The sequence below is a fragment of the Kitasatospora terrestris genome, from assembly GCF_039542905.1.
Taxonomy (GTDB): domain Bacteria; phylum Actinomycetota; class Actinomycetes; order Streptomycetales; family Streptomycetaceae; genus Kitasatospora; species Kitasatospora terrestris.
Window position 1 is genome coordinate 6,028,869 of record NZ_BAABIS010000001.1, and the last position, 25,947, is coordinate 6,054,815.

At 68.3% G+C, this 25,947-nt stretch carries 25 protein-coding genes; 6 read left to right on the forward strand and 19 right to left on the reverse strand.

Annotated features, from left to right (window positions below; translation table 11 throughout):
• Positions 1 to 119: 119 nt before the first annotated feature.
• The 4 genes from ABEB06_RS27660 to ABEB06_RS27675 all read right to left on the reverse strand — a co-directional run bounded on the left by ABEB06_RS27660 (position 120) and on the right by ABEB06_RS27675 (position 3,350).
• Positions 120 to 1,406 (reverse strand): DUF3631 domain-containing protein, encoded by a 1,287-nt coding sequence (locus ABEB06_RS27660; RefSeq protein ID WP_345699603.1) that lies wholly within the window; start codon positions 1,404 to 1,406, stop codon positions 120 to 122.
• A complete protein-coding gene (locus tag ABEB06_RS27665) occupies positions 1,403 to 2,344 on the reverse strand; it encodes a bifunctional DNA primase/polymerase (protein ID WP_345699604.1) in 942 nt (313 codons plus the stop codon). The genes ABEB06_RS27660 and ABEB06_RS27665 overlap by 4 nt, the downstream gene beginning before the upstream one ends.
• Positions 2,345 to 2,406: 62 nt before the next feature.
• Positions 2,407 to 2,760, reverse strand: coding sequence for a hypothetical protein (locus ABEB06_RS27670; RefSeq protein ID WP_345699605.1), 354 nt, complete (start codon positions 2,758 to 2,760; stop codon positions 2,407 to 2,409).
• Complete coding sequence (locus tag ABEB06_RS27675; protein WP_345699606.1) at positions 2,757 to 3,350, reverse strand: hypothetical protein; 594 nt, start codon at positions 3,348 to 3,350, stop codon at positions 2,757 to 2,759. The genes ABEB06_RS27670 and ABEB06_RS27675 overlap by 4 nt, the downstream gene beginning before the upstream one ends.
• 152 nt (positions 3,351 to 3,502) lie before the next feature.
• Between ABEB06_RS27675 and ABEB06_RS27680 the strand changes: the two genes are divergently transcribed.
• Entirely contained in the window at positions 3,503 to 4,549 is a 1,047-nt protein-coding gene (locus ABEB06_RS27680) for an SRA domain-containing endonuclease (protein ID WP_345699607.1), read from the forward strand.
• Positions 4,550 to 4,599: 50 nt separating this feature from the next.
• Here ABEB06_RS27680 and ABEB06_RS27685 read toward each other — a convergent pair whose 3' ends face one another.
• The 10 genes from ABEB06_RS27685 to ABEB06_RS27730 all read right to left on the reverse strand — a co-directional run bounded on the left by ABEB06_RS27685 (position 4,600) and on the right by ABEB06_RS27730 (position 13,033).
• Positions 4,600 to 5,073 (reverse strand): single-stranded DNA-binding protein, encoded by a 474-nt coding sequence (locus tag ABEB06_RS27685; protein WP_345699608.1) that lies wholly within the window; start codon positions 5,071 to 5,073, stop codon positions 4,600 to 4,602.
• 111 nt (positions 5,074 to 5,184) lie between these two features.
• Positions 5,185 to 5,835 carry an XF1762 family protein gene (locus ABEB06_RS27690; protein WP_345699609.1) on the reverse strand — a complete coding sequence of 217 codons (651 nt, stop codon included), beginning with the start codon at positions 5,833 to 5,835 and terminating at the stop codon, positions 5,185 to 5,187.
• Between the two features lie 16 nt (positions 5,836 to 5,851).
• A complete protein-coding gene (locus tag ABEB06_RS27695) occupies positions 5,852 to 6,268 on the reverse strand; it encodes a hypothetical protein (protein ID WP_345699610.1) in 417 nt (138 codons plus the stop codon).
• A 22-nt stretch (positions 6,269 to 6,290) separates the two neighbouring features.
• The gene (locus ABEB06_RS27700; RefSeq protein ID WP_345699611.1) at positions 6,291 to 6,479 is read right to left on the reverse strand and encodes a hypothetical protein; all 189 of its coding nucleotides are present in this window, start codon (positions 6,477 to 6,479) and stop codon (positions 6,291 to 6,293) included.
• Positions 6,480 to 6,712: 233 nt separating this feature from the next.
• Complete coding sequence (locus ABEB06_RS27705; protein WP_345699612.1) at positions 6,713 to 8,815, reverse strand: hypothetical protein; 2,103 nt, start codon at positions 8,813 to 8,815, stop codon at positions 6,713 to 6,715.
• A gap of 79 nt (positions 8,816 to 8,894) precedes the next feature.
• Positions 8,895 to 10,523, reverse strand: a complete 1,629-nt coding sequence (locus tag ABEB06_RS27710; RefSeq protein WP_345699613.1) for a hypothetical protein — start codon at positions 10,521 to 10,523, stop codon at positions 8,895 to 8,897.
• Positions 10,524 to 10,541: 18 nt separating this feature from the next.
• Positions 10,542 to 10,751 (reverse strand): hypothetical protein, encoded by a 210-nt coding sequence (locus ABEB06_RS27715; RefSeq protein ID WP_345699614.1) that lies wholly within the window; start codon positions 10,749 to 10,751, stop codon positions 10,542 to 10,544.
• A 49-nt stretch (positions 10,752 to 10,800) separates the two neighbouring features.
• Entirely contained in the window at positions 10,801 to 12,390 is a 1,590-nt protein-coding gene (locus ABEB06_RS27720) for a DUF2637 domain-containing protein (protein ID WP_345702010.1), read from the reverse strand.
• A 5-nt stretch (positions 12,391 to 12,395) separates the two neighbouring features.
• Complete coding sequence (locus ABEB06_RS27725; protein ID WP_345699615.1) at positions 12,396 to 12,791, reverse strand: WhiB family transcriptional regulator; 396 nt, start codon at positions 12,789 to 12,791, stop codon at positions 12,396 to 12,398.
• Entirely contained in the window at positions 12,791 to 13,033 is a 243-nt protein-coding gene (locus ABEB06_RS27730) for a hypothetical protein (RefSeq protein WP_345699616.1), read from the reverse strand. Before ABEB06_RS27730 ends, ABEB06_RS27725 begins: the two co-directional genes overlap by 1 nt.
• Positions 13,034 to 13,744: 711 nt before the next feature.
• Between ABEB06_RS27730 and ABEB06_RS27735 the strand changes: the two genes are divergently transcribed.
• Together ABEB06_RS27735 and ABEB06_RS27740 are read left to right on the forward strand one after the other, a co-directional pair.
• The gene (locus ABEB06_RS27735; protein WP_345699617.1) at positions 13,745 to 14,518 is read left to right on the forward strand and encodes a helix-turn-helix domain-containing protein; all 774 of its coding nucleotides are present in this window, start codon (positions 13,745 to 13,747) and stop codon (positions 14,516 to 14,518) included.
• Positions 14,515 to 14,988 (forward strand): NUDIX domain-containing protein, encoded by a 474-nt coding sequence (locus tag ABEB06_RS27740; RefSeq protein ID WP_345699618.1) that lies wholly within the window; start codon positions 14,515 to 14,517, stop codon positions 14,986 to 14,988. The genes ABEB06_RS27735 and ABEB06_RS27740 overlap by 4 nt, the downstream gene beginning before the upstream one ends.
• On the opposite strand, the gene ABEB06_RS27745 is transcribed toward ABEB06_RS27740, so the two are convergent.
• From ABEB06_RS27745 to ABEB06_RS27760, 4 genes are all read right to left on the reverse strand, one after another.
• The gene (locus ABEB06_RS27745) at positions 14,985 to 15,536 is read right to left on the reverse strand and encodes an HD domain-containing protein (protein ID WP_345702011.1); all 552 of its coding nucleotides are present in this window, start codon (positions 15,534 to 15,536) and stop codon (positions 14,985 to 14,987) included. The genes ABEB06_RS27740 and ABEB06_RS27745 overlap by 4 nt on opposite strands.
• 6 nt (positions 15,537 to 15,542) lie before the next feature.
• Entirely contained in the window at positions 15,543 to 15,977 is a 435-nt protein-coding gene (locus ABEB06_RS27750) for a GntR family transcriptional regulator (RefSeq protein ID WP_345699619.1), read from the reverse strand.
• A 298-nt stretch (positions 15,978 to 16,275) separates the two neighbouring features.
• Positions 16,276 to 19,716, reverse strand: coding sequence for a glycosyltransferase (locus ABEB06_RS27755; RefSeq protein ID WP_345699620.1), 3,441 nt, complete (start codon positions 19,714 to 19,716; stop codon positions 16,276 to 16,278).
• A gap of 532 nt (positions 19,717 to 20,248) precedes the next feature.
• Positions 20,249 to 22,141 carry a DNA/RNA helicase domain-containing protein gene (locus ABEB06_RS27760; protein ID WP_345699621.1) on the reverse strand — a complete coding sequence of 631 codons (1,893 nt, stop codon included), beginning with the start codon at positions 22,139 to 22,141 and terminating at the stop codon, positions 20,249 to 20,251.
• Positions 22,142 to 22,228: 87 nt separating this feature from the next.
• Here ABEB06_RS27760 and ABEB06_RS27765 point away from each other — a divergent pair, with 87 nt between their 5' ends.
• The 3 genes from ABEB06_RS27765 to ABEB06_RS27775 all read left to right on the forward strand — a co-directional run bounded on the left by ABEB06_RS27765 (position 22,229) and on the right by ABEB06_RS27775 (position 24,631).
• A complete protein-coding gene (locus ABEB06_RS27765) occupies positions 22,229 to 22,594 on the forward strand; it encodes a nucleotide pyrophosphohydrolase (RefSeq protein ID WP_345699622.1) in 366 nt (121 codons plus the stop codon).
• Positions 22,594 to 23,586: a hypothetical protein gene (locus ABEB06_RS27770; RefSeq protein ID WP_345699623.1), complete on the forward strand. Its 993-nt coding sequence runs from the start codon at positions 22,594 to 22,596 to the stop codon at positions 23,584 to 23,586. The genes ABEB06_RS27765 and ABEB06_RS27770 overlap by 1 nt, the downstream gene beginning before the upstream one ends.
• 220 nt (positions 23,587 to 23,806) lie before the next feature.
• Positions 23,807 to 24,631, forward strand: a complete 825-nt coding sequence (locus ABEB06_RS27775; RefSeq protein WP_345699624.1) for a nuclease-related domain-containing protein — start codon at positions 23,807 to 23,809, stop codon at positions 24,629 to 24,631.
• A 198-nt stretch (positions 24,632 to 24,829) separates the two neighbouring features.
• Here ABEB06_RS27775 and ABEB06_RS27780 read toward each other — a convergent pair whose 3' ends face one another.
• Positions 24,830 to 25,684 carry a DUF6551 family protein gene (locus ABEB06_RS27780; RefSeq protein ID WP_345699625.1) on the reverse strand — a complete coding sequence of 285 codons (855 nt, stop codon included), beginning with the start codon at positions 25,682 to 25,684 and terminating at the stop codon, positions 24,830 to 24,832.
• Positions 25,685 to 25,947 lie beyond the last annotated feature (263 nt).

The window sequence follows — 25,947 nt, forward strand, 5'->3', positions numbered from 1 at the left end:
CTGAAGCGGTTGCCCGGGCGGTAGTCCTCTGAGGTCCGCTACCGCCGCTACTCCGCTACCGCGCAGGTGGGAGGGGGTGCGGCGGTAGCGGATGGGGTAGCGGTAGCGGATTGGTGGCGTCAGCCGATGGTGACGAGACCGGGCGCCGGGTCGGACAGGGCGGGCGGCTTTTCGTCCGCTACCGCTACCGGTTCCGCTACCGGGAAGAGGGCCCTGACCTGGGCGGTAGCGGGAGTAGCGGTGGTAGCGGGCGTTTCGGGGATGGGCGGGCAGTAGCGTGCCCAGGCGTCGGCGAGGTCGGCGGCGTAGTAGCCCTTGGCGACGGCGGTTCCGATCTTGATGTTGCGGGGTCGGATGCGGTCGTTGGCAGCGGTGACGTACTCGCCGAGCATCTTGGAGAGGCTGCGGGTGTTGAGGGGTCGGCCGTCGAGGTCGGCCCACGGGGCGTCGTCCATGCCGGTGAGGCGTTCGATGATGACGGCGCTGGTGAGCCGTTCGGCGCCGGCGAAGATCTCGCGCAGGTCGGTGAGGAGGCGGATGCCGACGCTGCCCTTGTCGTTGGCCTTGGCGGCGTTGACGAGTTCGAGGCAGGCGGCGCGGGCGCGGGCGGGCCAGTGTCCGCCGGCGGCGTCGGCGACGGCGAGCAGGGGCTCCCACACGTCGGCGGACCGGTCAGCGACCCCGTCGGGCATCTCGGGCCAGGCTCCCTCGATCCGTTCGCGGATGCTGTCGGCCCAAGCGGCGAGGCGGTCGCGCAGGGCGTGGCCTTCCGGTTCGTTGGTGCGCTGGCGGAACTGCTCGACCGTCTCGTTGGGGGCGCGGCGGCGCATCCGGATGACGACGGAGCGGCTCATGATGGTGTCGGGCAGGTCGCCGAGGCCGCCCATGGCGAGGGCGGAGTAGACGGGGAACTTCTGCACGACGTGGTTCTCGCCGTCGCGGACGGAGCGGAAGATGCCGCCGGTGCGGCGGTAGCCGGCGTTGATCAGGCCGCGGAGTTCCTCGTTGCCGCTGGCGGCGGCCCCGAAGACGGTGTCGATCTCGTCGAACAGGACGGTCGGGCGGGAGTCGCCGTCGGAGACGGACCGGAACAGCGCCGAGGGGCTGATGTCCACGGTGACGATCGGCCTCGGGACCAGGGTCTCCACGATCTCCAGCGCGCGGGTCTTGCCGCTGGCGGGCTCCGGGGAGAGGAACGCCAGGCGCGGGGTGGCCTCGAAGCAGTCCATGAGGTGCGCGTGGGCGTCCCACAGCACCACGGCGACATAGGCGGCCTCGCTGGGGAAGACGTTGAAGCGCCGGTGGTGGGCTTCGACCGCGTCGAGCAGGGCGGCGCCGTCCTCGACCTCGGCGGCGCCGGGGGCGGGAGTGCTCTTAAGGGGGGAGCGGGCGGGGGTGGTGGTCATGCGGCTGCTCCTCGCGGGTTGTTGGCGATGGACCAGTTCAGGGCGCTGGTGATGGTCGCGGTGACGTCCCGGGCGGGGAGGCCGCACGCCTCGCCCGCGCCCTTAAGAGCGTCTTCGACCTCGGCCCGGGCGAGCGTGCCGTTGGCGACGAACCGGCCCAATGCCCGGGCGGCGCGGGTGAGGGTCCAGTTCCGCGCTCCCTCGCCGGCGGCGGCGACGTTCGCCGTCTCGTTGAGCAGGGCTGCCGCCGCGTACCCGTGGCCGCTCCCGCCTCCGGATCGCGGTTTGACGGGCTGCCAAACCGGTCGGGACGCGGGCGGAGCGAGCAGGTCGGCGAGCCAACCAGGCAGCGGAGCAGGGCCGGTGTCGTGTTCGACGGTGTAGGGCCGGCCCTCGACCACGGACCCGGCGGCGACGACGTAGCCGCCGCCGGCACGGGTGTCGACCTTCCACCCGAGGCCGTTGCCCTGCTCGCCTCGGGTGTTCCGCAAGGCGAGGCCGGGCGGGGCGGTGAAGTACAGGTGGGCGCCCCCGGAACCGGTCCGCACGGCGCGGGTGGTCGGGTAGGGCTGCTGATGCTGCTCGCACAGCGCGGCGAGGACGTCGGCGCCGTCGCTGACACCGTGCTCGGCCCACCGCGGGGGCGGCGTGTCGCTGGGGTGCTTGGGGACGTCGAGGTCGACCACCAGCAGCCCTGCGGGGCCGGTGGCGAGGCCGACGTTGTACGGGCCGTGCTGCCACGCCCGCTGGATGACGTCGGGGTCGGTGGTGGCGCGCTGTTCCCATCCGGCGTGGCCGGTGGTGCAGGGGCCGGTGCGGGGGCAGCGGGTCTCGTGGTGGAGGGCGGGGCGCTTGTTGTTGGGGCGAAGCGGGAAGACGGGCCAGCCGCGGTGGATGCAGGCCAGGGCGGCGGCGAGCAGGTCGGGTTGTGCGGTCACCTGTAGGTCCTTCCAGACGCCGCCGGCCACCCCGCGCAGGGAGCGGCCGGCGGCCGAGGGGGTCAGAGGTCGAAGAGGGCGTCCGGCTCCACGGCCGGAACGGTGTGGGTCCTGCGGGCCGCTGTGCGGGCGGCGTCGTGGCAGGGCGGGCACCACGCCGCGAGTGCCCGCTTCGGGAGTGCGGCGGCGCGGTGCGGGGGCAGGAGCAGGTCGGCCGGCTCGGCGGGGGCGACCAGGAGGCGGACGGTGCCGCCGCCGTGGTTGCGGTAGGCGCCGTGCTCGGCCTTGCAGCGTCCGCCGTCCTTGGCGTGGGACTTGCCGCAGGCGCCGCGGCACTGGCAGCGTCCGGCCGCGGCGGCGAGCACGACTTGCCACTGGTCGCCGCCGGCCAGCGGCGGGACCCGGACCGGGGTCACCGCTCGGCCCCCGCACACAGGTCGTTGACCAGGTGCGCGTGGTCGTTCGTCCACCGGGTGAGGGCCTTGACCGCCTGCTTGGCCTGCCGGGTCATCTCCGGGCTCGGCTCGGCGGCGGTCGGGGTGTGCAGGACGTGCGCGGGCACCGGCAGCAGCACGGTGGCGGTGACGAGCAGGGCGGTGCGGCCGGCGGGCTCGGGCTCGGCGAGCGCGGTGAAGCCGCGGTCGGTGGCCCAGGGGTCGGCCTGCCAGTCGGCGACCATCCGCGCCGGCCAAGCGGCGAGGGCTCGGTGCCGCAGGGGCACGGTGATGCGCAGGGCGACGTCTCGGCCGTCGTCGCCGGCGGAGACGACGGTGAGGGAGTGCAGGTCGGGGCGGACGCGGACGTAGCCGGGCGCCATGACCGGGCTGGTGGCGATCTGCCAGGCGGAGAACGCGAACCCGGCCGCGGTGAGCGGGTGGCCGTCGTCGTGGAGGAGGCCGGCGTTGAGGTCGAGGTAGGTGCCGTACCGGGAGTGGCCGTCGGAGGCGTGGGTCCGGTCGTGGGTGTCGTCGGCGAGGGCGAGCGTGCGGGTGGTGAACTGGGGCATGCTGGTGTCCTGGTTCGTCTCGTACGGACTGGGTTCGACCCCGCGACAGCCGTCTCTCTGCCAAGATTCGGCGGCTGTTGCGGGGTTTTGATGTGGTGTGGACGGATTTCGGGTGTGCTGGTGTGTCGGAGGTGCTGCGTAGGCTGGCCGGTATGCCGAATGACGAACTGACGCTGGTGCCCGGTAAGACCGTCACGACGCGCGCTGCTCTGGCGGCCATCTACGGGGGAAACACACAGGCCGGAATCATGCTCACCAGCCGGAAGGAGCGGCGGATTTTCGTCTTCTCCGACAAGGCGGCGAGTAGGGAGAACAGCTACACCTTCGACGGTCGGGCGGAGGACGACGAGTACGGCCCGCTGTACACGTATACGGCGTCCGGGCGGTTCGGCAACCAGTATTGGAATCGGGACAACACAGGGTTGCGCGACCACGCTCTGAACGGTGTTCCGGTGTCGCTGTTCATCGGTGATGGCTTTGTGTCGGGCAGCCAGACCACACGGCAGCGGTACATCGGCGAGGTCATGGTTGACCCGATCAAGCCGTTCGAGTTCGGTTGGAACAACGACTCGAAGGGCAACCGGCGCCGGGTCATCGTGTTCCGACTCCGTCCTGCCCCTAACGCAACGCTCGTCTTCGATCCCGAGGACGACGTCCTGGTGACGCCGGGCGGAATCGAACTTGCTTCGCCCGGGGCCTCAGAGATGCTCGAACTGGTCGCGGAGGCCAGCAGCGTCGCGATGGCGGCTTTTCGGGTTCAGCCCGGAATTGCGCCGCCTGAGAACGTCGCCCAGAGGGCAACGGTTCAGGTGATCGCCGCCACCGAGCGCCAGGTGACATACCGGGAAGCTGAACTCCGGGTGAAGTTCGAGGCTTACCTGGAGGAGTTGGGCAGCCAGTACGGGGTGATTCGTCTGCCGGTCGAAGGACGGGTGCTGCGGACGGACACCTATGACAAGACGGCCAACGTGTTGTACGAGGTGAAGGCCCTGGCCGATCGTCAGCATGTTCGCCAGATTGTTGGGCAGCTCATGGACTACCGCCGTCACGCAATCCGCTACGTGCGGGATGGCCTGCGCTATGCAGCCTTGCTGCCCAGCGAACCCAGCAATGACCTTAAGGACCTGCTGGAGTCCGCGGATATCCAGCTTGTCTACTTCGATGGCACCCACTTCGTGGGTCACCCTCTTCCTGAGTAGACCGGCACCGGCGATCTCTCGGTTCAGCGGTTGCGGGATCGGTGTCGGTCCTAGAACGGGGGCTCTTCGCCGCCGCGCGGCCCGCCGCTGGCGGGGGCGGGCCCGGCCGAGGCCCACGGGTCGCCGCCCGCCGTCGGGCTCTGGCCGACGTTGGTGCGCTGGGCCTTGGTGACCTTGGCGGTGGCGAACTTCAGGCTGGGGCCGATGTCGTCCAGTTCGAGGCCGAGCATGGAGCGGTTCTCGCCCTCGGGGGTCTGCCAGTTGTGCTGGACGAGCCGGCCGGTGGCCACGACGCGCATGCCCTTGGTCAGGGAGTCGGCGACGTGTTCGGCGACCTCCCGCCATGCGGTGGTGCGCAGGAACAGCGCGGTGCCGTCCTTCCACTGGTTGGTGGTCTTGTCCCAGGTGCGCGGGGTGGAGGCGATGGTGAAGCGGGCCATCGCCACTCCGGCGGGGGTGAAGCGCAGTTCGGGGTCGTCGGTCAGGTTGCCGACGACGGTGATCGGGGTTTCTCCCACGGACACGGTGGCCTCCAAAGGCACTTCGGGTGTCGGGAGCGGGTCTGTCCGTCCCCCGCACCGCCCACCTACCGCTTAGAAGGCGGTAGGTGGGCGGCACGGCCGGGTGGCACAGACTCAGTAGCCCAGGGCTTCGCCGGTGACCGAGTTGGGGCCGGAGTGCTCAGCGCGGTGGCGGAAGGCGCGTTGGCGACATCGGGGCGTGCAGTAGCGGGCTGGGCGCCCGCGACCCCGGCGAAGCGGCATCGGATCGCCACAGGCAAGGCACTGAATTTCGTCACGGATTGCGTCACGGGCCCTCATGGCCGGGGCGGCGTTAGCGGTGGTGATCTCCCACAGCACGCGGGCGATTCGATCGGTGCCTCGGTCATCTCGGTGCCGAGATGGGGTGTCCCAGCCCCGGCGCGGCGACAACTCCGCCGCTCGGCGCCATCCGACCGCACGTAGGGATGCGCCGGACTCGCCGTCTTGTGTGTAGGTGATCAGCCTGCGATAGCCAGCTGCTCGGGCGGTTCGCCAAGCAGCTCCGTACAGAGCCGAGCAGGCGTTAGTGGCGCCGTCGGTGGCCACCCGGGTGACTTCCAGGGTCAGGCCATCATCGAAGGCCCGAGCAACTGGCCGGCCGACGACCGCCACGCCAACCAAGTCTTTGCCGGACATCAGCGCCAGGCTGAACTTGTGCCCCTGGGGCTTCCTGTGATGACGGTGGAGCTTCTCAACAGCGGCACCAGCCTCCGCGAGCGAAAGCGGTTGGATGGAGAGACTCATGGTCGGCTCGTCCCGGTCAGCGGTTGCGGTTGGTGACGTTGACGGAGAGGTTCACGGCGCCCGACCGGCCGCCCCCGCTGCTGCTGGTGTTCTTGAGTAGCCAGATCAGGGCGAGGACCGCGGCGAGCAGACCGATGCCAGTCGCGGCGGCGGCGATGGCCTGGAAGAGGAAGCCGAGGCCGATGCCGGCGGCGCCGGTGCCGATGCCGCCGGCGAGGAGGCGGGCGGGCCACACGTCCCGGCCCGGCTCCGCTGCGGGGGTGGGGAGGTAGACGGAGGTCGGGTCGACCGCGTGCACCGGCACGGGCTGCGGGAGCGGGGCGGGCCGGTAGACGCTGAGCGGGGCGGTCTGGGGCGGTGCGGTGTAGAGGGGTTGGCCGTCGGTGGTGTAGAGCACCGCCGGGGTGGGCTGCGCGTAGGGCTGCTGGTTCATGGCGGTGCTCTCCTTCGAGGGGTCAGTGGTGGGTGACGAGGCTGACCATGGCGGTGAGGAAGGTGTTGACGGGGCCGGCGATGCCGGTGGAGGCGAGGGTGAAGCCGGACAGCCAGGCGGTGGCGGCGGTCGGCAGGGAGACGCGGCGTCCGCGGATCAGCAGTACGGTGCCGACGCCGAACAGGGCGGTCAGGCTGATGGAGACGATCACGGATGGGCCCCTTTCCGGGCAGCGGTTCGGGGTGCGGTGAGCCCCGCCCGGGAGCGCGCCTGGGCGGGTCTCGTGCTTGTCATGCGGCTTGTCATCGGGCTTGTCTGTCACTTGTCGCCTGTCACTTGTCTGTCACTTGTAATCCGCAGGTCAGACGGTGGATTACAGGACCGCGCCGGCCGGGATGCCCCCTCTGGCGACTGGTGTGACAGGTGACAAGCGAGGGCCGTGGATCAGGCGTCGGGGGCGTGGTTGCGGTGGATGTAGCGGGCCTTGGTGCCCTCGCCGACGCGGACCGCCTCGCCGCTCTCGACCCATGCCTTGAGCCAGTTTTGGAGGACCGGCCGGCGGGTGCCGAAGGAGGCTTTCAGGGCCCGCTCCATGGCGGAGGCGCCGGTGCCCTCCGGGCCGGCGGCGATGAGCAGGGCCAGGGCGGCGTCCTTCGCCCCGGGTTCATCCGGGCCGGTCTGTTCGCGTCCGCTGGTCCAGGTGGAGGGGTCGGACCAGTCGGCGGCGCTTGCGTCGCCGCTGCCGGGCTCGGTGGCCGGGGGTAGGGCCCAGAGGGCTTCCAGGTCGTCCGCCGGGCCGGTGGCGGGGGTCTTGTCCCAGTGCGCGGTGTGCTTCCACCCACTGGCCGGCGCGCCGTCGGTCGGACCTCCGGCCCCGGCCGCCGCGGCGGTGGAGCTGTCGGCGGGGACGGTGGCGGTGGCCCAGAGGTGGCCGCAGCGGTCCATGGTCCAGCGGTCGGTGTAGTCCTCGCCGGCGGCCTCCAGCGAGGGGCCGTCGAGGGCCGGGCGGCGGCGGGCGGTGAGCGCGGTGATGTCCTCGATCTGGGTGGGGGTGATTCGCCACTGGCGGGCCTTGCCGGGCTGCTTGCCCTCGGTGCCGACCAGCAGCGACCCGGGCCCGTCGAAGCTGTCCTCGGCGCGCAGGGCCCGCCAGCCGAAGAGGTGCCCGAGTTCGGAGTCCTCGTAGGCGCCGGTGGCGACCCGGTTGGACGCCATCTTGCGCACCAGCGGGTCGGGCATGACGTCCTGGGTGACCCGCAGGACGGAGATCACGGCGCGGATCGCCATGGCGCGGGCGATCCGGATGACCTCGGAGACGCCGGCGAGGACGGCGCGGGCCTCGCGGGTGACGGCAACCTCGGCGCCCTCGTCCATGACGATCACGATCTCGGGCAGGGTCGGGCCGACGGGGAGCTTGTCGTCGTCTGCCTCGCGCATGGCGTCCTGGTAGGCGACCTTGCGGCGCTTGGCGATCCGCACCGCCGCGGCCAGCATGCGCTTCGCCTCGGCCGGGGTGGAGGCGACCCAGTCCACGCCCGGGGTGGGGATGTCCGCGCCGGCCCACCGGGAGCCCTCCCGGTTGAGCTGGGCGTCGCGCCAGGCGTTCAGCCAGGGCAGGCCGATGGAGCCGGCGTTCAGGTCGATCACCCACACCAGGGTGTCGTTGGTCTGGTTGAGCAGGGCGATCAGGGTGTGCAGCCAGTTCGTCTTGCCGGAGCCGGTCGGCCCGGTGACGATCGTGGACGCCTGCCGCAGGTCCAGCTCCGCCCGCGCCCCATCGGACATCAGCCCGGTCGGGACCGGGTTGTTGACCGTGGTGACCTCGCCCAACTCCTCCACCGGGAAGGGGAGCTCGACCCCGGCGAGGGACTTGGTGGTCACCATGACCAGCACCCGGCGCCGCGAGATGCCGGGCATGACCTGCAGGCCGCAGCCGTCGGGGAGGTCGAGGTCGGAGCCAAGACCCTCGGTCCGGTCGGTGATGGAGCGGCGGGTGGTGCCGCCCTCGGGGAGTTCGAGTTCGAGGGTGTAGCCGGCGCCGGACGGCCAGTGCTCAATGCCGAGCACGGTGACGTCGACGCCGCAGACGCGCTTGATGCGGTCGGTCCACTCGGCGGCCATCTGCCGGCGGGCACCGATCAGCAGCAGGTGCCGGCGGGCCTCCTGCTCGATCTCCTCGTGCCCAGCGAGGACCGGGGCGAGGGTGCCGGCCGTGATCCCGGCGACGGCGAGCGCACCGAGGTGGGGCCAGGTCCACGGGCCACCGTGGGCAATCGCCCAGGACGACCAGCCGCCCGCGGTCAGCCAGCACGTAGTGCGGAAGGTCAGGGTGGCGGCGGTGAGGCGGCGGCGCATGCCGGCGGCGAGAGTGCCGAGGGCGCCTGCGGCGCCGGCGGCGAGTGCCCACCCGGCGGGCATGCCGGTGGCGTGGCCGAGGCTCGCGGTGGTCAGGGCGCCGAGGGTGCCATTCACGGTGCCGGACAGCACGCCGTGGCCGGCCTTCCAGTCGACCCGGCTCGGGTTCTTGGTGCGGTTGGTACTGGTCATGGGGCATCGCTCCCGGCGAGAAAGGCGGGCCGCCCACCACGCTGGTGGGCGGCCCCAGGGACGGTCGGGACGTGCGGGATCAGACGTTCCACTTGCGTTCGGCCTCCAGGCCGTTGCGCGGGTTGTCGTAGCGGTCGAGGTCGGCGGCGTGGGCCTGCCGGAACACCGGGCCGACGTTCTCCAGCGCCTGCACCACCCGGCCCATGGCCTGGTAGCCCTGCGCGATCTCCTCCGAGACGACCGGCTCCAGGGCGAGCTGCTCGGCGCCCTTCTCGGCCAGCACCCGCAGCACTTCCTGGATGGTGGCGAACGCGATGGGGAGGTCGTCGGCGAGGACGCCGAACTCCGGCATCTGCTCGGGGTCGAACGTGGAGGCGGCCTGGAGCATGACGTCGGCCGCGGAAGAGAGGGAGAACGCGGGAACGGTGGACTCGGAGTCGGACACGGATGCCTCCTTGGCGTTGGTGGGCTTGCCGAGGGTGATGCGGGACGCCGTACGACCGGCCACGACCTGCCCCGCGAGCCTCTTAAGAGCACTGGCGGGGCCGGGCTTCTCGCGGCCGGGCACGTTGACGGTCTCGGCCGGGACCGGCACGACCGGGGTGGTGCTGTCCTGGCCCTTGCCGGTGGTTCCAGCGAGGATCGCGGCGTCGCGGGTCTGCTTCACGGCGCGGGCCCGGTCGGCCAGGCGCCGCCATACCGCGCGGACGTGGCAGGAGACCTTGCCCCGGTGGCGCCAGTTGAACGCCGCCGCCGAGCCGGCGCCGACCAGACCCGCGATCAGGCCGGAGGCGGTCATCCGGGCGGCGTGCCGCAGCCGCGAGCGTCGGAGCATCTTCGCCTGCTGGGCCGAAGCACCTTCGGATGCGGCCAACTTGGAGCCGGCCGCGCCGGCGTCGGTGCCGGTCGTCGGGTCGAGGCCGGCGCGCTTGCGGGCCCGCGCCAGGCCCTTGGCCAGGCGCTTGTCCGTCCGCGTGGCGATCTTCGCCGCCTTCTTCGGCGACAGACCGGGCCACCGTCCGGCCGGCACCGCCGACCCGCCGGCGGGCTTGCGCAGGTCGTGCACCGTACCGGGACGGCTAGCGGAACGAGACTGCTGAGAAGCCGATTTGATGGACCTCGCCGGCCCGGGGCGGCGCGGCGCGGTGCCCTCGGCGTGTCCGTGGGCCCGAGAACGCGCAGGCCCGGCCGAGGTGGTCGTGTGCCTGGCGGGGTGAGGGCCGACACCGCCGGGGCTCGCGCTCCGGTGGCGCCCACCGGGGGCGGAGGCCGGGGTGTGTGCCGCGGGGTGGGTGGGGGTCCTGCCAGCGGTGCGCGAGGCCGATGCACCGGGCCCGCCGAGACCGAACGCGGACCCGTGACCTGCGCTGTTGCCCGTGCGGGCGGCGGGAATCCGGCCGAGCGCGTTGCCACGGGTGGGCGTCCTGCCGGTGCCCGACGGGTTGTGCAGCCGGAGGCCACGGGTGCGGTTTCGGGCACGGCGGACGGCGCCGCCGGCGGCGAGGACGGCCGCGGTGGTGCCGGCGACGGCCAGGGCTGCGGGGCCGCCGAGTGCGAGGGCGCCGGAGGCGACGGTTCCGGCGGCGTTCGCCGCGGCCAGGGCCAGCGGGATGCCCGGCATGGCGGCGGGCGGATTGGTGGGCTTGGGCGGGGTGGCCGCGGGTGCGGGCGTGGTCGTGATCTCGACCACGGTCGGGGTGTCGGTCATTTGCGGTCTCCTGCTTGGTCAGCGGGCCTGCTGGATGACCGCGCCGACGTGCTCGGGGCGGTTGGCGGCGCCGAGGTAGCGGCCGTCGGCGGTGAAGATGTGCCACCAGTGGACGTTGCCGGCCTCGTTGGTGGTGTGGGCGCAGGTGAAGCGGTGCAGCGGGAAGACGTTCATGACGCGGGTCTGCTCGAACTCCGGCTCCACGGCCGGGATGTTGTGCTCGGACATGGCGAGGCGATCCCTTCGAAAAGCGTTGCAAGAGCGGTGTTGTTGCAGGTCAGGACGCGTGCACCGGCGTGCTGTAGCCGGAGGCGAGCAGGTCGGCGGCGTCCGCGCGGCGCTGGGAGGCGGTGGCGATCGAGACCCCGAGGGCGTTCGCGATCGTCTGGAGGTCGACGGCCTCCGGGTTGACCGGACCGGTGTGGTCGGGGCCGTACGCGGCGAGGATCATCCGGGCGACCTTGCGCGCACCGCGGGCGGACGGGGTCAACTTCGCCTCGTCCTCCATTTCGAGCGCACGCATCTCCGTTTCAGCCGCACGCCGCCGGGCTTCGGCCGCACGCAGCCGCGCCGCCTCCGAGGCCTCCTCAAGGGCGATCCGGTCGTGCGCGGCCAGGGCCCTCTGCCGGTCGGCCTCGGCACCGCGGCGGCGCGCTTCGGCAGCGGCCGCCTCCGTTTCAGCCGCGGCACGGGCCGCTTCAGCGGCACGCAGCCGGGCCTCCTCGGCGGCCTCCTCCTCCTGGGCGCAGGCCCGCTCGAACGCTGCGGCCTGGCGCTCGGTTTCGGCGGCGCGGCGCCGGGTTTCAGCGGCGGCCTGCTCCGTTTCGGCGGCGGCCTGGTCGGTTTCGGCAGCACGCCGGCGGGCCTCGGCTGCCTCCTGCTCGGCTGCCGCGGCGGCCATCACCGCCTCGGCCTCCCGGCCGGCCGCCACGGTCCGGGCGTGGGCGCGGGCCTTGGCCGTGGCGGTCTCCGCCCCGACCTCGAACCCGGCGGCCTCCACCTTCCCCTGCGTGCGCAGGCGGAAGATCTGCGTGTCGGCCGTGCGGGCATCGGCGCGGGCGGCGAGGTCGGCCTCGAACGCCTCGCGGCGCTCGGCCCGCAGCCGGGCGCGCTCCTCCGCCTCGGCGGGCAGGGCCAGGGCCTCGTCCACGCTCAGCCCGAAGCGGGCCATCGTGAGCGGCAGCAGCGCATCCGCAGGGGCTTTGCGCAGGTCGGAGCCGTGGTCGCGCTCCAGCAACACCCGATAGACGATCCGCTCCCGCTCCAGCTCGATCGCCCGCTGGTAGGAGTCGATGCCGTACAGCCGCATCCGCCGGAACATCATCCAGGCCGGCCACGGGGCCAGCAGCCACCGGTGCAGCGGCACCCCCTCGGACGGGCGGCCGGCCTCGATCCGGGTGATCCGGATGACGAGGCGGCGCCCGGCCTCCACCGCGGCGATGAACATCACCGGGATGACCGCGTGCATCGCCGACCCGGTCGGATCGTTCGCGATGGAGCCGGCCGAGGCGGCGTTGAAGTAGATCGTGGCGGCGGTGAAACCGTGGGCCAGCAGCCGGAGCACCGGCCACGGGGTGCGGCGGCGGATCAGGTGCAGATCCAGGGCCAGCAGGACCACGATCCCGACGTCCACACCCACCGGGAAGGCGTAGCTGAAGTCGCCGAGGTTGTGCCTGAAACCGAGGTTCACCAGCGCCGTGTAGGAGCCGGTGAAGCCGATCCCGGCGAGCACCGCCCCACCGGCGACGGCGAGGAACGTCAGCCCCCACATCACCGCCCCGGCCGCCGTCACGCCGCCGCCCGAAGCGGTGGTACGCGTCGTTGAAGCAGCGGAGGGTGCGGCCGAAACAGCTCCGGGGGCGGCCATCGTGGTCACCGCGCACCACCCCCGGCCACGATGCGGGAGCGGTAAGCGGCGTCGTTCATCTTCTTCCTGAGCCGGGCCCGCTCATCGGCCGTCAGGCCGCCGAAGACGCCGTGCGGCTCACCGCGCTTCAGCGCGAGGGCCAGGCACCTGTCCTTGACCAGGCAGCTGGCACACACCGCCTTGGCCCGGCGAGTCGCGAACTCGGCCGCCGCCGCGTCGGCCTCGGTGTCGTCCCCGTCAGGCTCGGCGAAGAACAGGTCCGGATCCACACCCTTGCACGCGGCACCGGGCAGGCTGCCGGCCTCGGAGGGGACGACCTCCACGGCGTAGGGGCTGGTGGGGCGGGCGGTCAGGTGCGGGTGGGCGGTGCCGCGGATCCCGCGGCGCACGAACCGGGTCATCACGCCGCCGCCTTCCACACCAGCGCCCGGCGCCGCTCGGCCGTGCGCATCAGTGCCTTGGCGTAGCGGGCGGGCTCGGGGGCGAGGTCGCGCAGCACGTCCCGGGCCACGTCGAGGCGCACCACCGTGTCGGTGGCCGTCTCGTCCGTGGTGCCGGCGAACAGCTCCACGTCGATACCGAGGGCCAATTCGGCGAACTCGGAGGCCGTAACGGCCTCCTGGCCTGCGACAATCAGTCTCATGGGTCGTGTTCCTTCATCCGGGACGGCCCTTGGCGGCTCCGGTGTTCCAGCACCGGAGCCGCAGCCGTAGCGAGGTGTGCGGGTCGGACGCTCGACGAGCGGCCGCGGAAACCCGATGTACCGGCCGCCGAAGCGGTGCACGCCGGGAACCGTGAGCGCTGGTCAACGCCTCACTGGCCAACGGCACAGCGAGGCGACCTATGGGACTCGCGGATGATCAGGCCCATCGGGACCACCTCCTTCGGTTCAAGGGACAAGGGACACACACTGCAAGGGGGGCCACGCCCCCACCCTCCGGCCGTTGCTCGCGGTCACCGGGCCACCTCGCCAGTCAGGGCCGAAGCCCCTGATTTCTGGCCTTTGCGGAGATTGCAGCGTCCTCCGCCTCAGCTAACAGCCGCCGCCCTGATGGGCGGTGCCCTTGCCCTGAACTGCGTGTTTTCGCCTTTCAGGGCGGCCCAAAGAAGGGCTGTCAGTTCATCCGCCTCGACATGCGAGACATGTTGAACATGTCTCTTACAGTGCCGAGAAGGAGACGCTCCGTCAAGTCCTTCGTCTCGGTTCGGCCGGAGGAGTTCCGGCCGCATCACTAGATTCGACCTTCCAGCCCTGTCGAGATACGGCCCACCTGGACGGCTGCGGCTCGACTTCGCTACGGTCAAGTCGTCCCGGATCGTCCAAGCGCCGCAACTTCGTCCATGGGAGGGCGAGATGGCCAACGAGAGGCTGCGAGGGGCGATCCTCGCGAGCAAGTTGACGGTTGATGAGATTGCGACCCGGTTGGGCGTCAGCTCGCGGACTGTTGAGCGATGGGTCGAGGCCAAGGACGAGCGCCGACCGTATCGGCGCTTTCAGTACGCGATGGCGAATCTCTTGCAGCGTGACCTGTCGGACCTCTGGCCAAACGAGCAGACCAGCCACGCGACTGCCGAGGCTGGTCGGGCGGAGCTAGTGAAGCTGTACCCGCACCGTGCGGTAGTGCCAAAGGAAGTCTGGACGTCCCTCTACGCCAAGGCCATGCGGAACTTCGACCTAGTCGCCTACGCAGGCTTCTGGCTCTCGGAAGATCCTCTGTTCTTCAGGCTTGTCCAGGAGAAGGCGCATGCGGGCGTGCCTGTGCGGCTCATGCTGGGCGATCCCGACTGCGCCGCCGTGGCCCAAAGGGGCGAGGACGAGGGGATTGGGCCCGCGATGGCAGGCAAGATCCGCAACGCGCTGGCCAACTACGCGCCACTGTTCGGGGTCCCGGGGGTGGAGTTCCGGCTCCACTCGACCACGCTCTACAACTCGCTCTACCGCTCCGACGACGATCTGCTCGTGAACGGGCATGTCTACGGCGTCGGCGCCTACCTGGCCCCGGTGCTGCACCTCTCCCAGGTGCCCGGCGGCGAGCTGTTCAGTACGTACGCGGCGGGTATCGAACGGATCTGGGAGTCTTCTCGGACCATCACCTCGCACCAACTCGAAAGTGAGGCTGCCGCGTGAGTCGCGTCGACTACTTCCATGATCCGGATGCCCCGCCGGCGAACTCCGTCGTGCCCTCGGTCACCGCCGTGGTCATGGATGCTGAGGGGCGGCTGTTGCTGATCCACAAGACAGACAACGGACTGTGGGCACTCCCGGGCGGCGGGCACGACGTCGGCGAATCCGTGGCCGACACGGTAGCGCGGGAGGTACGGGAAGAGACCGGGATTGACGTTGAGGTCGCCGCGGTCGTTGGCCTGTATACCGACCCTGGGCACGTGATGGCCTACGACGATGGGGAGGTGAGGCAGCAGTTCTCCATCTGCTTCAAGGCTCGGCCGGTTGGCGGAGCCCTGCGGACGAGTTCGGAGTCGAAGGAGGTCCGCTGGGTGGATCCAGCGGACCTCGACGACCTCGACATTCACCCGTCCATGCGACTGCGGATTAAGCACGGCCTGGAGCCGGCGAGGTCTCAGCCGTACATCGGCTAGGCCGTCGTGCCGACCTGAAGCAGCCGACCTTCGACTCGGCGCGCGGCCGCGTCGATCTGCGGCTCAGCGCGGCGGATGAACCGGCCGACCACACTGTCGGGCCCATACCGGCCCACGATCTCCGCGACCCGGTCCGGCGTGGTCGTTGGCGTGCCGTCCGGGGTGGTGGTCATGTCGCAGTAGATCAAGGCATCCACCAGGTGGGGTTCCTCCAGCTGAAACTCCACCTCCAGCTCTTGCCGCAGCCCGCGCTCTTCGGCTTCGAGCAGCGCGCATGAGTGGTGGGCGACCAGTCGCACGACGCGCTCGTCCACGTCCTCCGCGCGGAGGAACCGAGCACCGTCGAGCGGATGGAACCCGGTGTCGACGATCCGCGGCGAGTAGCCGATGTCATGCAGGACGGCTGCCGACTCCAGCAGCTCGGCGTCCGGGCCGAGGATCCCAGCCAAGGTGCGCGCCTTGCTGGCGACCCCCTTGGAGTGGGCCCAGCGGCGAGGCAGGTCGTCAGACAACAAGGACTCGGCAAGGTCGTAAGCCCACACGGGTATCTGCTCCTAGATGTGATTGGCGGGCAGGGCGCGGACGGTGCGGCCCTTCCCATGGCGCACTTCGAGGACCCCTGCGCCCTCCAACTGTGCGAGGGCACGCCGGACGGTACCTCGTGCTGCACCGGTGGTCTCGGCAAGTTCCTTTTCCGACGGGAAATCGGCCCCAACGTCGAGCTGTCGGGCAAGAGCGGTGAGCTGTTCGAGCACCGGGACTTTGGGCTCGGCGCGTCCGACAACCCATCCGACTCCAGGCTGTGACCGGACCAGACCCTCTGCGGCGAGGACGTCGAGAGCACGCTTCACCGTGGTGCGGGCGACGCCGTGCGCCTCCATCAGCTCTGCTTCGGAAGGAAGCGATGTCATCGTGGAGTCTTCACTGATCTCCGTGCGCAGCGCATCAGCGATCCGCAGGTAGGTGCCGCGCGGGCTCCGCTCGGGCACTGGCCGCTCCCTTCTCTAGGTCGATACCTAGACAGGATGAACGATTTCAGGGGAAGGCTGCCAGGCTCTGCGCTGCCCATCAGGCACGATGGCTGACGTTAACGCGGGTGGCCAGCTACCCAGTCTCGGCCCACCGTACGGTGTCGCCCGTGACAGTTCACGCCGACTTGCGACTCCGGTGATCGCCAGATGGACGCGAACGAGGCTGGGGCGAACTCGAATCGCGGGTTATCAAAATGATCCGGGACGAAAAGTGGGTGCGGCCGAGGTTGAGATAGTGTGATCAATTCTAGCGGGATCACTTTTCCCCGATTTCGCCAAGTATTGCGGCAGCCGCCTTGGACCATGGCGCGTGTTCAGCCAGGTTTGCCCGTAGATTAGACGCTTGCTGAAATGCCGCCGGGAGGTCTCGAAGCTTTCGGTCAATATTCCGGGCCCATTTGTCCGTGTCCTTCTCGTCGTTGCCGGAAATGGATACTACGAAATTGTCTGCCGACTCGCGCCCCAGGACTTCGCGCAACAGCTGAGCGAGACCGCTCTCCGAACTGGCGAGAACCGGGATTCCAAGGGAGATCGCCTCGGCGCCGACTAGGCCGAATCCTTCGGATCGAGACGGCATGATAACCAAGCTGGCACTATTTAGATCATTGTCGATGCGATCTTGAGTGGATGTGTATTCGCGGACCACCAGGTGGAGTAGAGGGCTGGCTGCCCATGCCCCAATCCTCGCCCGTTCTTCCTCGGAAGTTGCCTCGGGGGTCCCGCGGACAACTAGTCTGATCCGACTGAGACCGTCCTCCTGCCTCCACGCGGCCACCTGGCCGCAGGCGGCAGCGGCCAGGTCCACTCCTTTGAGTTGTGCATCCTCGACTCGACCAAGAAGTAGCACTCGCAACGGAGACCCACCCGGCGGCTTGCGTTCCACGGCCGTCACGGCGGCGTCAAACCCTGGGTCGAGTCGCAGCGGGTTGGCAAATTCCGCCATGAATTGGTCGTGCAGTCGGGGTCCGACGGTGACCACACGATGCGCGCTTCTTCCGAGCGCGCGCTCGATGTCGGTTCGTTCCTCGGCCCGCAGCCCGGCATCGCTTTCTCGATCGAGCTTGTACCACTCGATCTCGTCCGGAGCCATGTGTAGGAAGTGCAGCCGGCGTGCAGAGGGGAAGAAATCATCGGTGAGCTTCTTTGCCGCCGGCCCGGTGATCCGGCTGTGGCCCACTACAAGATCGGGCACGCCTCCATCGGGAAGTTTTGGCCGGCTAGTGAGCCTCATGTCCTCAGATGCTCCAGGCATTTTGGGGGCTGGGAGCAGAGTGATCCCGGCGTCAGCCGCAGCTGTCAACTCCTCGGGCGAGGCGGATAGCACGACGCAGAACACCTGCGCGCCGGCAGCGGCTGTCGCACGGCACAGGTCGCGGTTGAAAGTGCTGAGGCCGCCGTGCAGTGAGGCCCACTCGGTGGCTACGAAGAGGACGATGGGTGCCCGGCTTGGGTCTCTGAGATCATCGGCGCTCGCCTCTTGCTTTGAATGCTCATGTTCCTTCTCGGGCTCGATGTCCTCCGTTATGTTGGCGGCCACAGAGTCGCTGCTCAACGCAGCGCGGACACGTACGACCGCTTCCTTGAGGCTCACGCCGGTTTCTTCATGCAGGAGGGCGACGTCGTCGGGCGCCGGCAAGAGTAGGAATTCGATGATTGGATCATCCACCACTCGGGTGTCCAATTCCTTAGCGGCCTGACCGAGGAGGGCGGCCGATGCATCCCGATTGCCGACTAGTAGTTGAGCCAAGGCGTTATTGTAGAGACTCAACGAGCGCGTCCATGGTATTGGAGCCAGGCTGACGGCACGGTCGGCCCATTCGAGTGCCTCGTCGGGCCGCCCAGAAGCCAGATTGATATACGTTAGATTGTTGGCTTGCTCCCAGCCGGGGTTGAGCGTGAAGGACAGTTGGAGATTACTTAGCGTTGCGGATGAATCTCCGACGGTATATGCGTCGTAGGCCGCCGCGAGGTGGTTTTCTGCCAACCTGGATCGCAGTTGGCCTGTAGACTTTTCGAACCATTCATGGGCTGGCCACGACCGGAGCGGTACTCGGACCTTGGCTGCACTGAGATTCCCGCCAAGATGTGCAATCCGGTCGGCGGCTGCTATAAATTCGGGATGCTCGGCCAGCTCAATATTTTCCGTATCTGCGGAGTACAACCAGCGTTCTACAGAGTTGCGGCCATACGTGCAGGTGATTGCGGTCAGGTCGAGTGCCGATGGTTCGCCTGCCTGCAGGATCGCAGAATGTAGCAAGTGGACCCTGGGAGTAGCGTCTGGGCCTGCGGCGGGGAGAGTTTCAAGAGCTTTGAAGATCTCGTCTACGCGACTCCTGGTCATGCGGAAGCAGCATGTCGGAAAGATTCTAAGAGGCTTCTTGGCGAAACCGTGGAGTAGATTAAAAAGTCGGTCGATCAGCAAAGATCGAACATTGTTTCGACTGGTGAACTGCGTATGTGGCTCTTGTCCAATCTCGCGCGCCGTCCACAGTCGGACATAGATCTCGTCAAATAGTTCGGAATCTATGGCGAAATGAATAATTTCGTCACTGGCGAGGATGCCGTCCTTGATTAGCATCTCCCGGCACTGATCATACTGTGTGCGCGTTATTTCCTGCCGCCCTGTCATTCTGTACGCGAACCATGCTTCCTCTGCCGTGGCGTGACCGAGGGATGATGTCAGGACGTTGAACGCTATAAGCTCGAATGGTGACATCCTTCGCACTGCGCGGATTAGCGGGCGATTTAGGACGTCTGCACGGCCCGATTCCATGCGGGATCGGATTCCTTCGAGAACGTCTGGTGCGAGTATCAGGCCATCTGCCAGACCGCGCTGCCATCTGGCGAACATCTCGTGGCAGTACAGTTGAATCTCGTAAGGATTTCCATCTGTGAGCTGAATCATGGAAGATACGACGTCTCTCGAAACCTTGCCATCGATCCCAATGCTTAGGAGTGGCCGCAATATGCAGTTCCGAACGTCTTCTACTTCGACGAAACCTCGGACCTCAATCTCCCGGAACTGCCGCAGGATCGGCGAGTGGACTTTCGTGATTTGCTCGACAAGCCCAGAGGTGCCGGCGAGCACTAGCACGAGTCCATTGACGCGTGCTGCTAGAAAACGCAGCACTGACAGTGCCTTGGGGTCGTTGGCTATCAGCTGCGCCTCGTCGATGAGCAGGACGATCGGCTGTTCGAAAAGCCTAACGAAATAGGAGAGATCTGCCCGCAGGGCCGCCTCGGGTACATGCTCCGTTGAGTCAGCTAGGGCTATCGCCTCCGGAAACTCCAGCGGCGCCACAGATTCACCCTCGGCTGCTCGTGCCATCACCCGGCGCACGCCGGTGACGTTGCAGGGCATCTTCGTGGCACCTGACGCTGCGGCAGCCAGCGCTGAGACAAGCTCCTCGTACACCTTGCGGAAGAAGACTGTCGGCTTCTCGTCGCCCTCGATCAACTCCACACGTGTAGTGATGAACCCGCGCTTCGAAGCCATCTGCTCAGTTGCATTGAGCAGGCTGGTCTTGCCGGAAGCTCGAGGGCCGTGCAAGACCACACACACCGATGGGTGATCCGCAGCTGCTTGATCGAGCTCGTACGCGATGACGGCTAGCTCGTCGGTTCGGCCGGCGAAGATGGCCTGATCGCGCACCGGGTTCCGGTAGTCGTATGGGTTGCGCAACGTGGAGATGTCCATGGAGCCCCCTAGCCTCAGGGAGATCGTATGGCCTTTTACGGAGCGTTTGGCCGCACTTCCCGTGGTGTTCGCTTCTGGCCGGCTCAGGCGTCCGGGTGAGGAACAGCTGGGACCGCGACTCATGGCGCTTAGGCCGTGGCTCCAGTTTAGATGCCGCGCACATGGAGCGACGAGCGGTCTCAGCTCACCGCGTCCATGGCGATACGCGACTGTCCTTCTCGGCTCGCTGGCCAGCGGCGCGGCCGCCCTCGACGACCGCGGATGGCGACTCGGCAAACTCGGTGGCCTTCGCGACGGCAGCGACCAGACCCTGAACAGCCGCTCGCCACGCACCCCTCTGCGGCGGCAGCACGAGGGACCCCGAGGCGGTCGGCATCCCCACGAGGCTGGCGCCCGAGACCACCACGGGACCACACGTTGTGCGCACGACAGCGCAACTCCAGCGTGGCCGCTCTCTATGTTGTGTATGCCCATGCCTCTGACCTTCAGCGATAGCTTCCAGCGCGATCTGGGGTCAAGGGTCTTTCGCCTGCTACCGCCTGTGTGGCGGTAGCAGGTGTTGTAGGTAGGTCTGGGTGGCGGGGTCGGTGGAGTAGAAGCGGGTGCCTTGGGTGCCGCGGGTGGCTAGGACGCGGTAGGTGTTGAGGGCGTAGCGGAGGTACTGGTCAGCGGGGAGCTTGTTGAGCTTGCCATCGTGGCTTTCTGCTGGCTGGGCGATCCAGCGGTTGTCGCGGCGGATGAGGTCATTGCCGATGATCACGGTGTTGTGGCTGTACTCCATGCCCTGCGCTGTGTAGACGCAGCCGACCTGCTGGTGTCCGCCGATGTCGGTAGCCCAGAAAGGGCGGCCGGGGAGGTCAGGGGTGTCGAAGGGCGTGGCGTCTTCGCGGTAGTTCCAGGGCCGCTCCCAGGTCCGTTGTCCGGAGGGGCTGTCCCAGCGGATTACGACTTCGGGGAGGAGCGGTGGAGTGGAGGGGGCTTCCCAGGGCCAGCAGAAGCCCGCGGTGATTCGAGCGGTGCGGCCATCGCTGACATGGGCCTCCACCCAGTGGGTGAACTCGTCAGGATCTGCGGCGAGTGCAAGGTCGTAGTCGGTGCCGCTCCAGACGGGGGCGGGGCCAGCGGGTGCGAGGAGCTGGTCGATCCACTGGTGGTAGGCCTGGGATCCGTTGCAGCGGAACTGGGCGGTCAGATCGATGCGCGCAAAGGCATATCCCTTCCTGTCGGCGTGTGCCTTGAGTTCGGTGAGGCTGATGCCCTCGTCGGGTCGGATGATCTGCTGCTCGTCGAGGAACAGCACGGTGACGGCGGCCCGGTCGATCAGGTTGCCCAGAATGATCGGGAAGCGGTCGCGTTGTCCGGCGAACCCAGTGCGGGCTCGGTGAGCTTCGTCGATGAGGACCACACTGCTGCTGGTGATGCCCGATGGGACACGGCCGGCGAAGGTGGCGATGAGTCCGCGAGAGTCCTCGCCGACGGTCCGCTTGAGCTGGCGGGTCAGTGTGCCGGAGGGGGAGAGGAGGCGGGGGTTGGCGTCGGGGAGCTGGCACAGGTCGCCAAGGAGCCGGCAGGCGATCACACTCTTACCGGTCCCGGGGCCACCCGTCACGACGACGATGCCCTTCGTCCGCTGCTGGCGGGCTGAGGTGACAGTGTGCAAGGCGGTCTGGCGGGCAACGTCCTGGTCCCCGATGAGACGGAACGCATCGTGGCCCTCGATCACCCGACCTGCCCGCGCCAGCAGCCCACGTGAGGGACGGTGCCGGGCAGCCAGCAGCGCGGCTATCGCCTCGTCGGGCGGGGATTTCAGATCGGCACAGGCCAGCTGCTGAGCCACAGCATGGGGCGGTTGGGCTGCGTCGAGGTCATCGCGTCCCAGGATGGGGAAGGCGGCCGAGGGGCCGTTAGCGGCGAGCGCCCGCAGCTCGTCGACTAGTTCTGGGCCGGCGTCATGGAGGACAACGACACCGCGGGCCAGCAGCGGAAGCTGGTCCTGATCGATCCAGTCTTCCAGGTAGCGGACGTAGCCGCCGACCTGCCGGGCAGGGTGCTGAACAACCCGCTGGCCAGCAAGCACCAGGCCCGGACGGCGCGGGTCCGTCCTCACGCTCGTCCACTGCTTCAACTCAATCGCTACGGCCGTCAGGTAGCCACCGCCATCCTCGCCGAGGAGCAGCGCGTCCACTCGTTCGCCCGTTGCGGGCAGGCAGTACTCCAGCACGACATACAGGTCATCCAGGCCGGCGGCGGTGAGGGCGGATAGCAGCGCCGGCCAGCTGCGGCTCCAACTGCGGACCTCTTCCGGGCTTGGAGCGGTACCGAACAGCTTGGTAGCCAGCTTCTCGCAGGCCGCGATGAACTGCGGCTGCACCACCTTCTGCGCCGCTTCGGCGACGCTCCCCCCGTACAGATGCATGGCAAACATCTGTACCACCCGGAGCGGACAACCCGCAGGGCTAATGCCAGGGCTGGGGTTGGCAGCTCGTGGCCACCCGCTGGTATCCCTTGCGCTATGACGATCAAAGACCTCCAGCAGGCACTGGCCGAGTTCACCGCGGAACGCGACTGGCAGCAGTTCCACACCCCGAAGAACCTCGCCATGGCGCTGGCCGGTGAAAGCGGGGAACTGTTGGAGATCTTTCAGTGGCTGACCCCCGAGCAGTCCGCGACCGTGATGGACGATCCCGACCGAGCGGTGCAGGTCCGTGAGGAGATGGCTGACGTCTTCGCCTACCTGCTCAGGATGGCTGATGTGTTGAACCTTGACCTGGAACAGGCGTTGCTTGAGAAGATCGAGACCAACCGGCGCCGTTACCCGGCCCACCTGGCCCGGGGCCGCGCCGACAAGTACACGCACCTGGGGGGACAACCAAGTTGATGCGGATCGTCATGCAGCCGGCACGCCGGTCGGAAAAGGACGTCGCCCAGCACTACCAGGACACCATCGTGAACCCGGTCGTCTTCGACGACCACGCCGACCTCCTGCAGCCTGGCGTCCTGGACCAGCTCAAGCAGCTGTTCCCCGACGGCGCAGCCGAGATGTGGGGCGTCGTCCCGGGCAAGAAGGAGATCAACCTCTCGAAGATCAAAAAGATGCGCCCCGGAGACTGGGTGTTCTTCAGCGGGGACAAGCGCCTCTACTTCGGCGGAACGATCGCCCTGATGTGGCGCAACCGGGACCTCGCCACTCGCCTCTGGGGGACCGATTACGCCGGAAGCACATGGGAGTACATGTATGCCCTCTCCGGCACGCGAGGTTTCGACATCCCCATCGAGGAGGTTCGCCAGCTCCTCAACTGGAACCCCAACCGCAACATCATGGGCATCTCCATCCTGAACGAGGACGAGAGCGACACCCTCCAGACCCTGCTCACCCTCGAACCCGCCACCGCACTCACCGCCCCTATCGACCCTGAGGCCGAGGAAGCAGCGGTCGCTGCCTTCGATGGCGAGCTCGAGCGCAAGGCCCAGCGTGCCTACCGCGGGGAACAGGCCGCCCTCAAGCGCCGCCTGCTCCCCGGCGCGACCGGCCAGTGCGCACTGTGCGGCCGGGAGCTTCCCGCAGCCTTCCTCATCGGAGCGCACATCAAGAAGCGCGCGATGTGCACCGACGAGGAGAAACGAGACCTGGCCAACATCGCGATGCTTGCCTGCACCTTCGGCTGCGACGCCCTCTACGAACACGGCTACGTCGCGGTGGGCCCCGGGGGCGTCCTCCAGGTGAGCCCACTGGCCATGGGAGTTCCAGGCGTCGCTCAGCACATCCAGCAACACCTGGCTGGCCGAACCGTGGCCTGGTGGAACGTGGAACGGCAGCCGTACTACGACTGGCACCACGCCCACACCTTCAAGGCCAGCCCGCCGCTGTGACAGGGGGCGCTGGCCGGCTCTGCTCGAGGCACGCCGACCAGACGGCATGATTCCAAGCTCGCTGAACGACAGGGGATGGCGTGGGAGGGCGTCTGGAACCACCGGTGACGGATGTACGGTGCTGCGTCGAGGAGCGCGGCTGGCGGACCGGGCAGACCGAGGTGGGGCCAGCCTCAAAAATGGGTCACGAACTGTCACGGAGCGCTGACAGACTGCCGCTGTGACAGTGACCCCGCAGCGCGTCAGCCAAACAAACACCCCCGGCGCCAGCGCACGGCGCGAAGCCGCCCGGCTCCGCGCCGGCACGATCCGAACCGTCGAGCCGCAGCGTCTCTACACCATCCGCAGTAAGGGCAAGTGCGCGGTCGTCGCCACCGCGTACGCCCTGGCATGGGTTCTCCTCGCCTACATTGCCGAGCTGGGCATCAGTCTCGGACTGATCGCTGTTCTCATCGGCGCGATCGCCTACGCCACCGCGAGGAGGCGCCCCGTTGTGGGTTGGAGCGAGCCGAAGACCTATAAGGTGCCGGCCACCCCGGAAGCGTTGAAGGAAGCTGAGCGGTGGGAGCGCGGTGCCGAGGGCGAGGAGGCCACCTACCGAATTCTCAAGCCGCTGGAGCGCGAAGGCTGGGTCATCCTCAACGATCGGCGCATCCCGGAACGTACCGCGAACCTCGACCACATTTTGATCGGTCCCCAGCGGCAGCTCCTCGTCATCGATTCCAAAAACTGGAAGCCAGTCCCCGGGGCGGACGTCCGGCCCAGAAGCGAGACGACACTGATGTATGGCAGGTGGGACTGCACCGAACAAGTCCAAAAGCTCCTTGCGGAGATTGAGTCGTCCCTCCGTGACATGCTTGGCGAGCCCCAGGCGGTCATGGTCATCCACAGGGCGCCGATGTGGGGACCGCTCCTACGCTGCCGTGGCGTGTACGTCGTGAGTCCTGAGCGGCTTGTGAGTTGGGTCCGCCAGTCGAACAAGAACCCACATCTTCGGGTCGACTTGGCCGCGCACATCGATTACGCATTCCGGCCATACGTGTAGATGCAGCCGACCTATTGGTGTCCGCCCGTGTCGGTGGCCCAGAAGGGGCGGCCTGGGAGGTCTGGGGTGTCGAAGGGCGTGTCGTCTTCGCGGTAGTTCCAGGGTCCGCTGCCAGGTTCGTTGTCCGGCGGGGATGTCCCAGAAGAATGCGCGGTGCCCCGCTCCCCAGGTGAGGAAGCGGGGCGCTGTGCGCAGCCGTTACTCGAAGATGTTCGGGACGGGAATGCGGTTGACGCGACGGTTCGCGTTCCAGGCGGAGGCAACTGCCAGGTGAGCCGCCTTCAAGCGGCCCCTGGTGCCGTCGGCCTGGGTGTTGTTGTTGGTGGCGATCGTCTGGATCTTTGCCTTGAAGGCAGTGGGATCGCCCTGACGCTTGAGCTTCTGCGCCAACTCGGCAGGCTTCAGCTCGGGGTGCTTGGACATCACCGTGGCGATACCGCCGATCGTGACGGAGTGCCACGTATCGGGAGTGCGACCCCAGGCGTCCTCGGCGATGGTGAGCGACCGGTCCAAGATGTCGGGACCATGCTCCATCACGATGCCGAGGATCCCCTTGATCCCGCGCACACTGTTGGCGGTGCTGCTGCCGACCTTGAGCTGGTGCTTCTCCAGGACGGTGTTGGTGTCTTGGAAGAGCGGGTGTCCGGCCAGCACGCCGATCCTGAACTCGTCGGTCGGGCCGACCTTGGAGGACTCCTTGTTCTTGATGATGAACAGGGATGCCTCATTGGCCATGGACAGATCGAAGTGGACCTCGCAGGCGATGGTCTGGATGGCTTCGCGGACTCTCTCCGGGACCGTCACCTTCCCAGTCAGAATGAGCTGGCAGGCGTAGACGCGGTGCATGCCGTCAACCGCGTACTGGCCGTCCTTGCGCTGCGAGAGGATCGGCGTCCCGAGCGCGCTGGGGACCAACTTCTCGGCGATGGCCTGCGCGCGCGACTTATTGAGGTTCCGCTGGGCGCGGGGGTCGAACTTGATAGATCGCGGGTCCACCTGGATGTACTTGATCGGGTGGTCCGGGATGTCGTAGCTGTAGTTCGTGCCGGACAACACTTCTCCTCTTGTGTCAGCACCCCAGTGGGGGTTACGGCGACACATGTCAGCTCCCGAATGCGGGAGACGGCGACTGATCGATGCGACGCAGACTATCGGGCAACTAAGCCATCTCGCGGTCGAATTGTCGACTGAGGCGACCCTGTGCATGACTCGATGTGTCCCGTAATGTCACGACTTGCGTGATCGGTTGAGCTGCCAGCCGCGGCCCTCAAGCAGGCCGAGCCCGGAGTGCCTGTGGTCGAGTCACGTCTCAACGC

Excerpts from the sequence above, each read along its gene's own strand:
- ABEB06_RS27660 (WP_345699603.1), bottom strand. The coding sequence starts at position 1,406 with ATGACCACCACCCCCGCCCGCTCCCCCCTTAAGAGCACTCCCGCCCCC.
- ABEB06_RS27675 (WP_345699606.1), bottom strand. The coding sequence starts at position 3,350 with ATGCCCCAGTTCACCACCCGCACGCTCGCCCTCGCCGACGACACCCAC.
- ABEB06_RS27680 (WP_345699607.1), top strand. The coding sequence starts at position 3,503 with ATGCCGAATGACGAACTGACGCTGGTGCCCGGTAAGACCGTCACGACG.
- ABEB06_RS27690 (WP_345699609.1), bottom strand. The coding sequence starts at position 5,835 with ATGAGTCTCTCCATCCAACCGCTTTCGCTCGCGGAGGCTGGTGCCGCT.
- ABEB06_RS27695 (WP_345699610.1), bottom strand. The coding sequence starts at position 6,268 with ATGAACCAGCAGCCCTACGCGCAGCCCACCCCGGCGGTGCTCTACACC.
- ABEB06_RS27705 (WP_345699612.1), bottom strand. The coding sequence starts at position 8,815 with ATGACCAGTACCAACCGCACCAAGAACCCGAGCCGGGTCGACTGGAAG.
- ABEB06_RS27710 (WP_345699613.1), bottom strand. The coding sequence starts at position 10,523 with ATGACCGACACCCCGACCGTGGTCGAGATCACGACCACGCCCGCACCC.
- ABEB06_RS27715 (WP_345699614.1), bottom strand. The coding sequence starts at position 10,751 with ATGTCCGAGCACAACATCCCGGCCGTGGAGCCGGAGTTCGAGCAGACC.
- ABEB06_RS27720 (WP_345702010.1), bottom strand. The coding sequence starts at position 12,390 with ATGGCCGCCCCCGGAGCTGTTTCGGCCGCACCCTCCGCTGCTTCAACG.
- ABEB06_RS27725 (WP_345699615.1), bottom strand. The coding sequence starts at position 12,791 with ATGACCCGGTTCGTGCGCCGCGGGATCCGCGGCACCGCCCACCCGCAC.
- ABEB06_RS27730 (WP_345699616.1), bottom strand. The coding sequence starts at position 13,033 with ATGAGACTGATTGTCGCAGGCCAGGAGGCCGTTACGGCCTCCGAGTTC.
- ABEB06_RS27735 (WP_345699617.1), top strand. The coding sequence starts at position 13,745 with ATGGCCAACGAGAGGCTGCGAGGGGCGATCCTCGCGAGCAAGTTGACG.
- ABEB06_RS27755 (WP_345699620.1), bottom strand. The coding sequence starts at position 19,716 with ATGGACATCTCCACGTTGCGCAACCCATACGACTACCGGAACCCGGTG.
- ABEB06_RS27760 (WP_345699621.1), bottom strand. The coding sequence starts at position 22,141 with ATGTTTGCCATGCATCTGTACGGGGGGAGCGTCGCCGAAGCGGCGCAG.
- ABEB06_RS27765 (WP_345699622.1), top strand. The coding sequence starts at position 22,229 with ATGACGATCAAAGACCTCCAGCAGGCACTGGCCGAGTTCACCGCGGAA.
- ABEB06_RS27770 (WP_345699623.1), top strand. The coding sequence starts at position 22,594 with ATGCGGATCGTCATGCAGCCGGCACGCCGGTCGGAAAAGGACGTCGCC.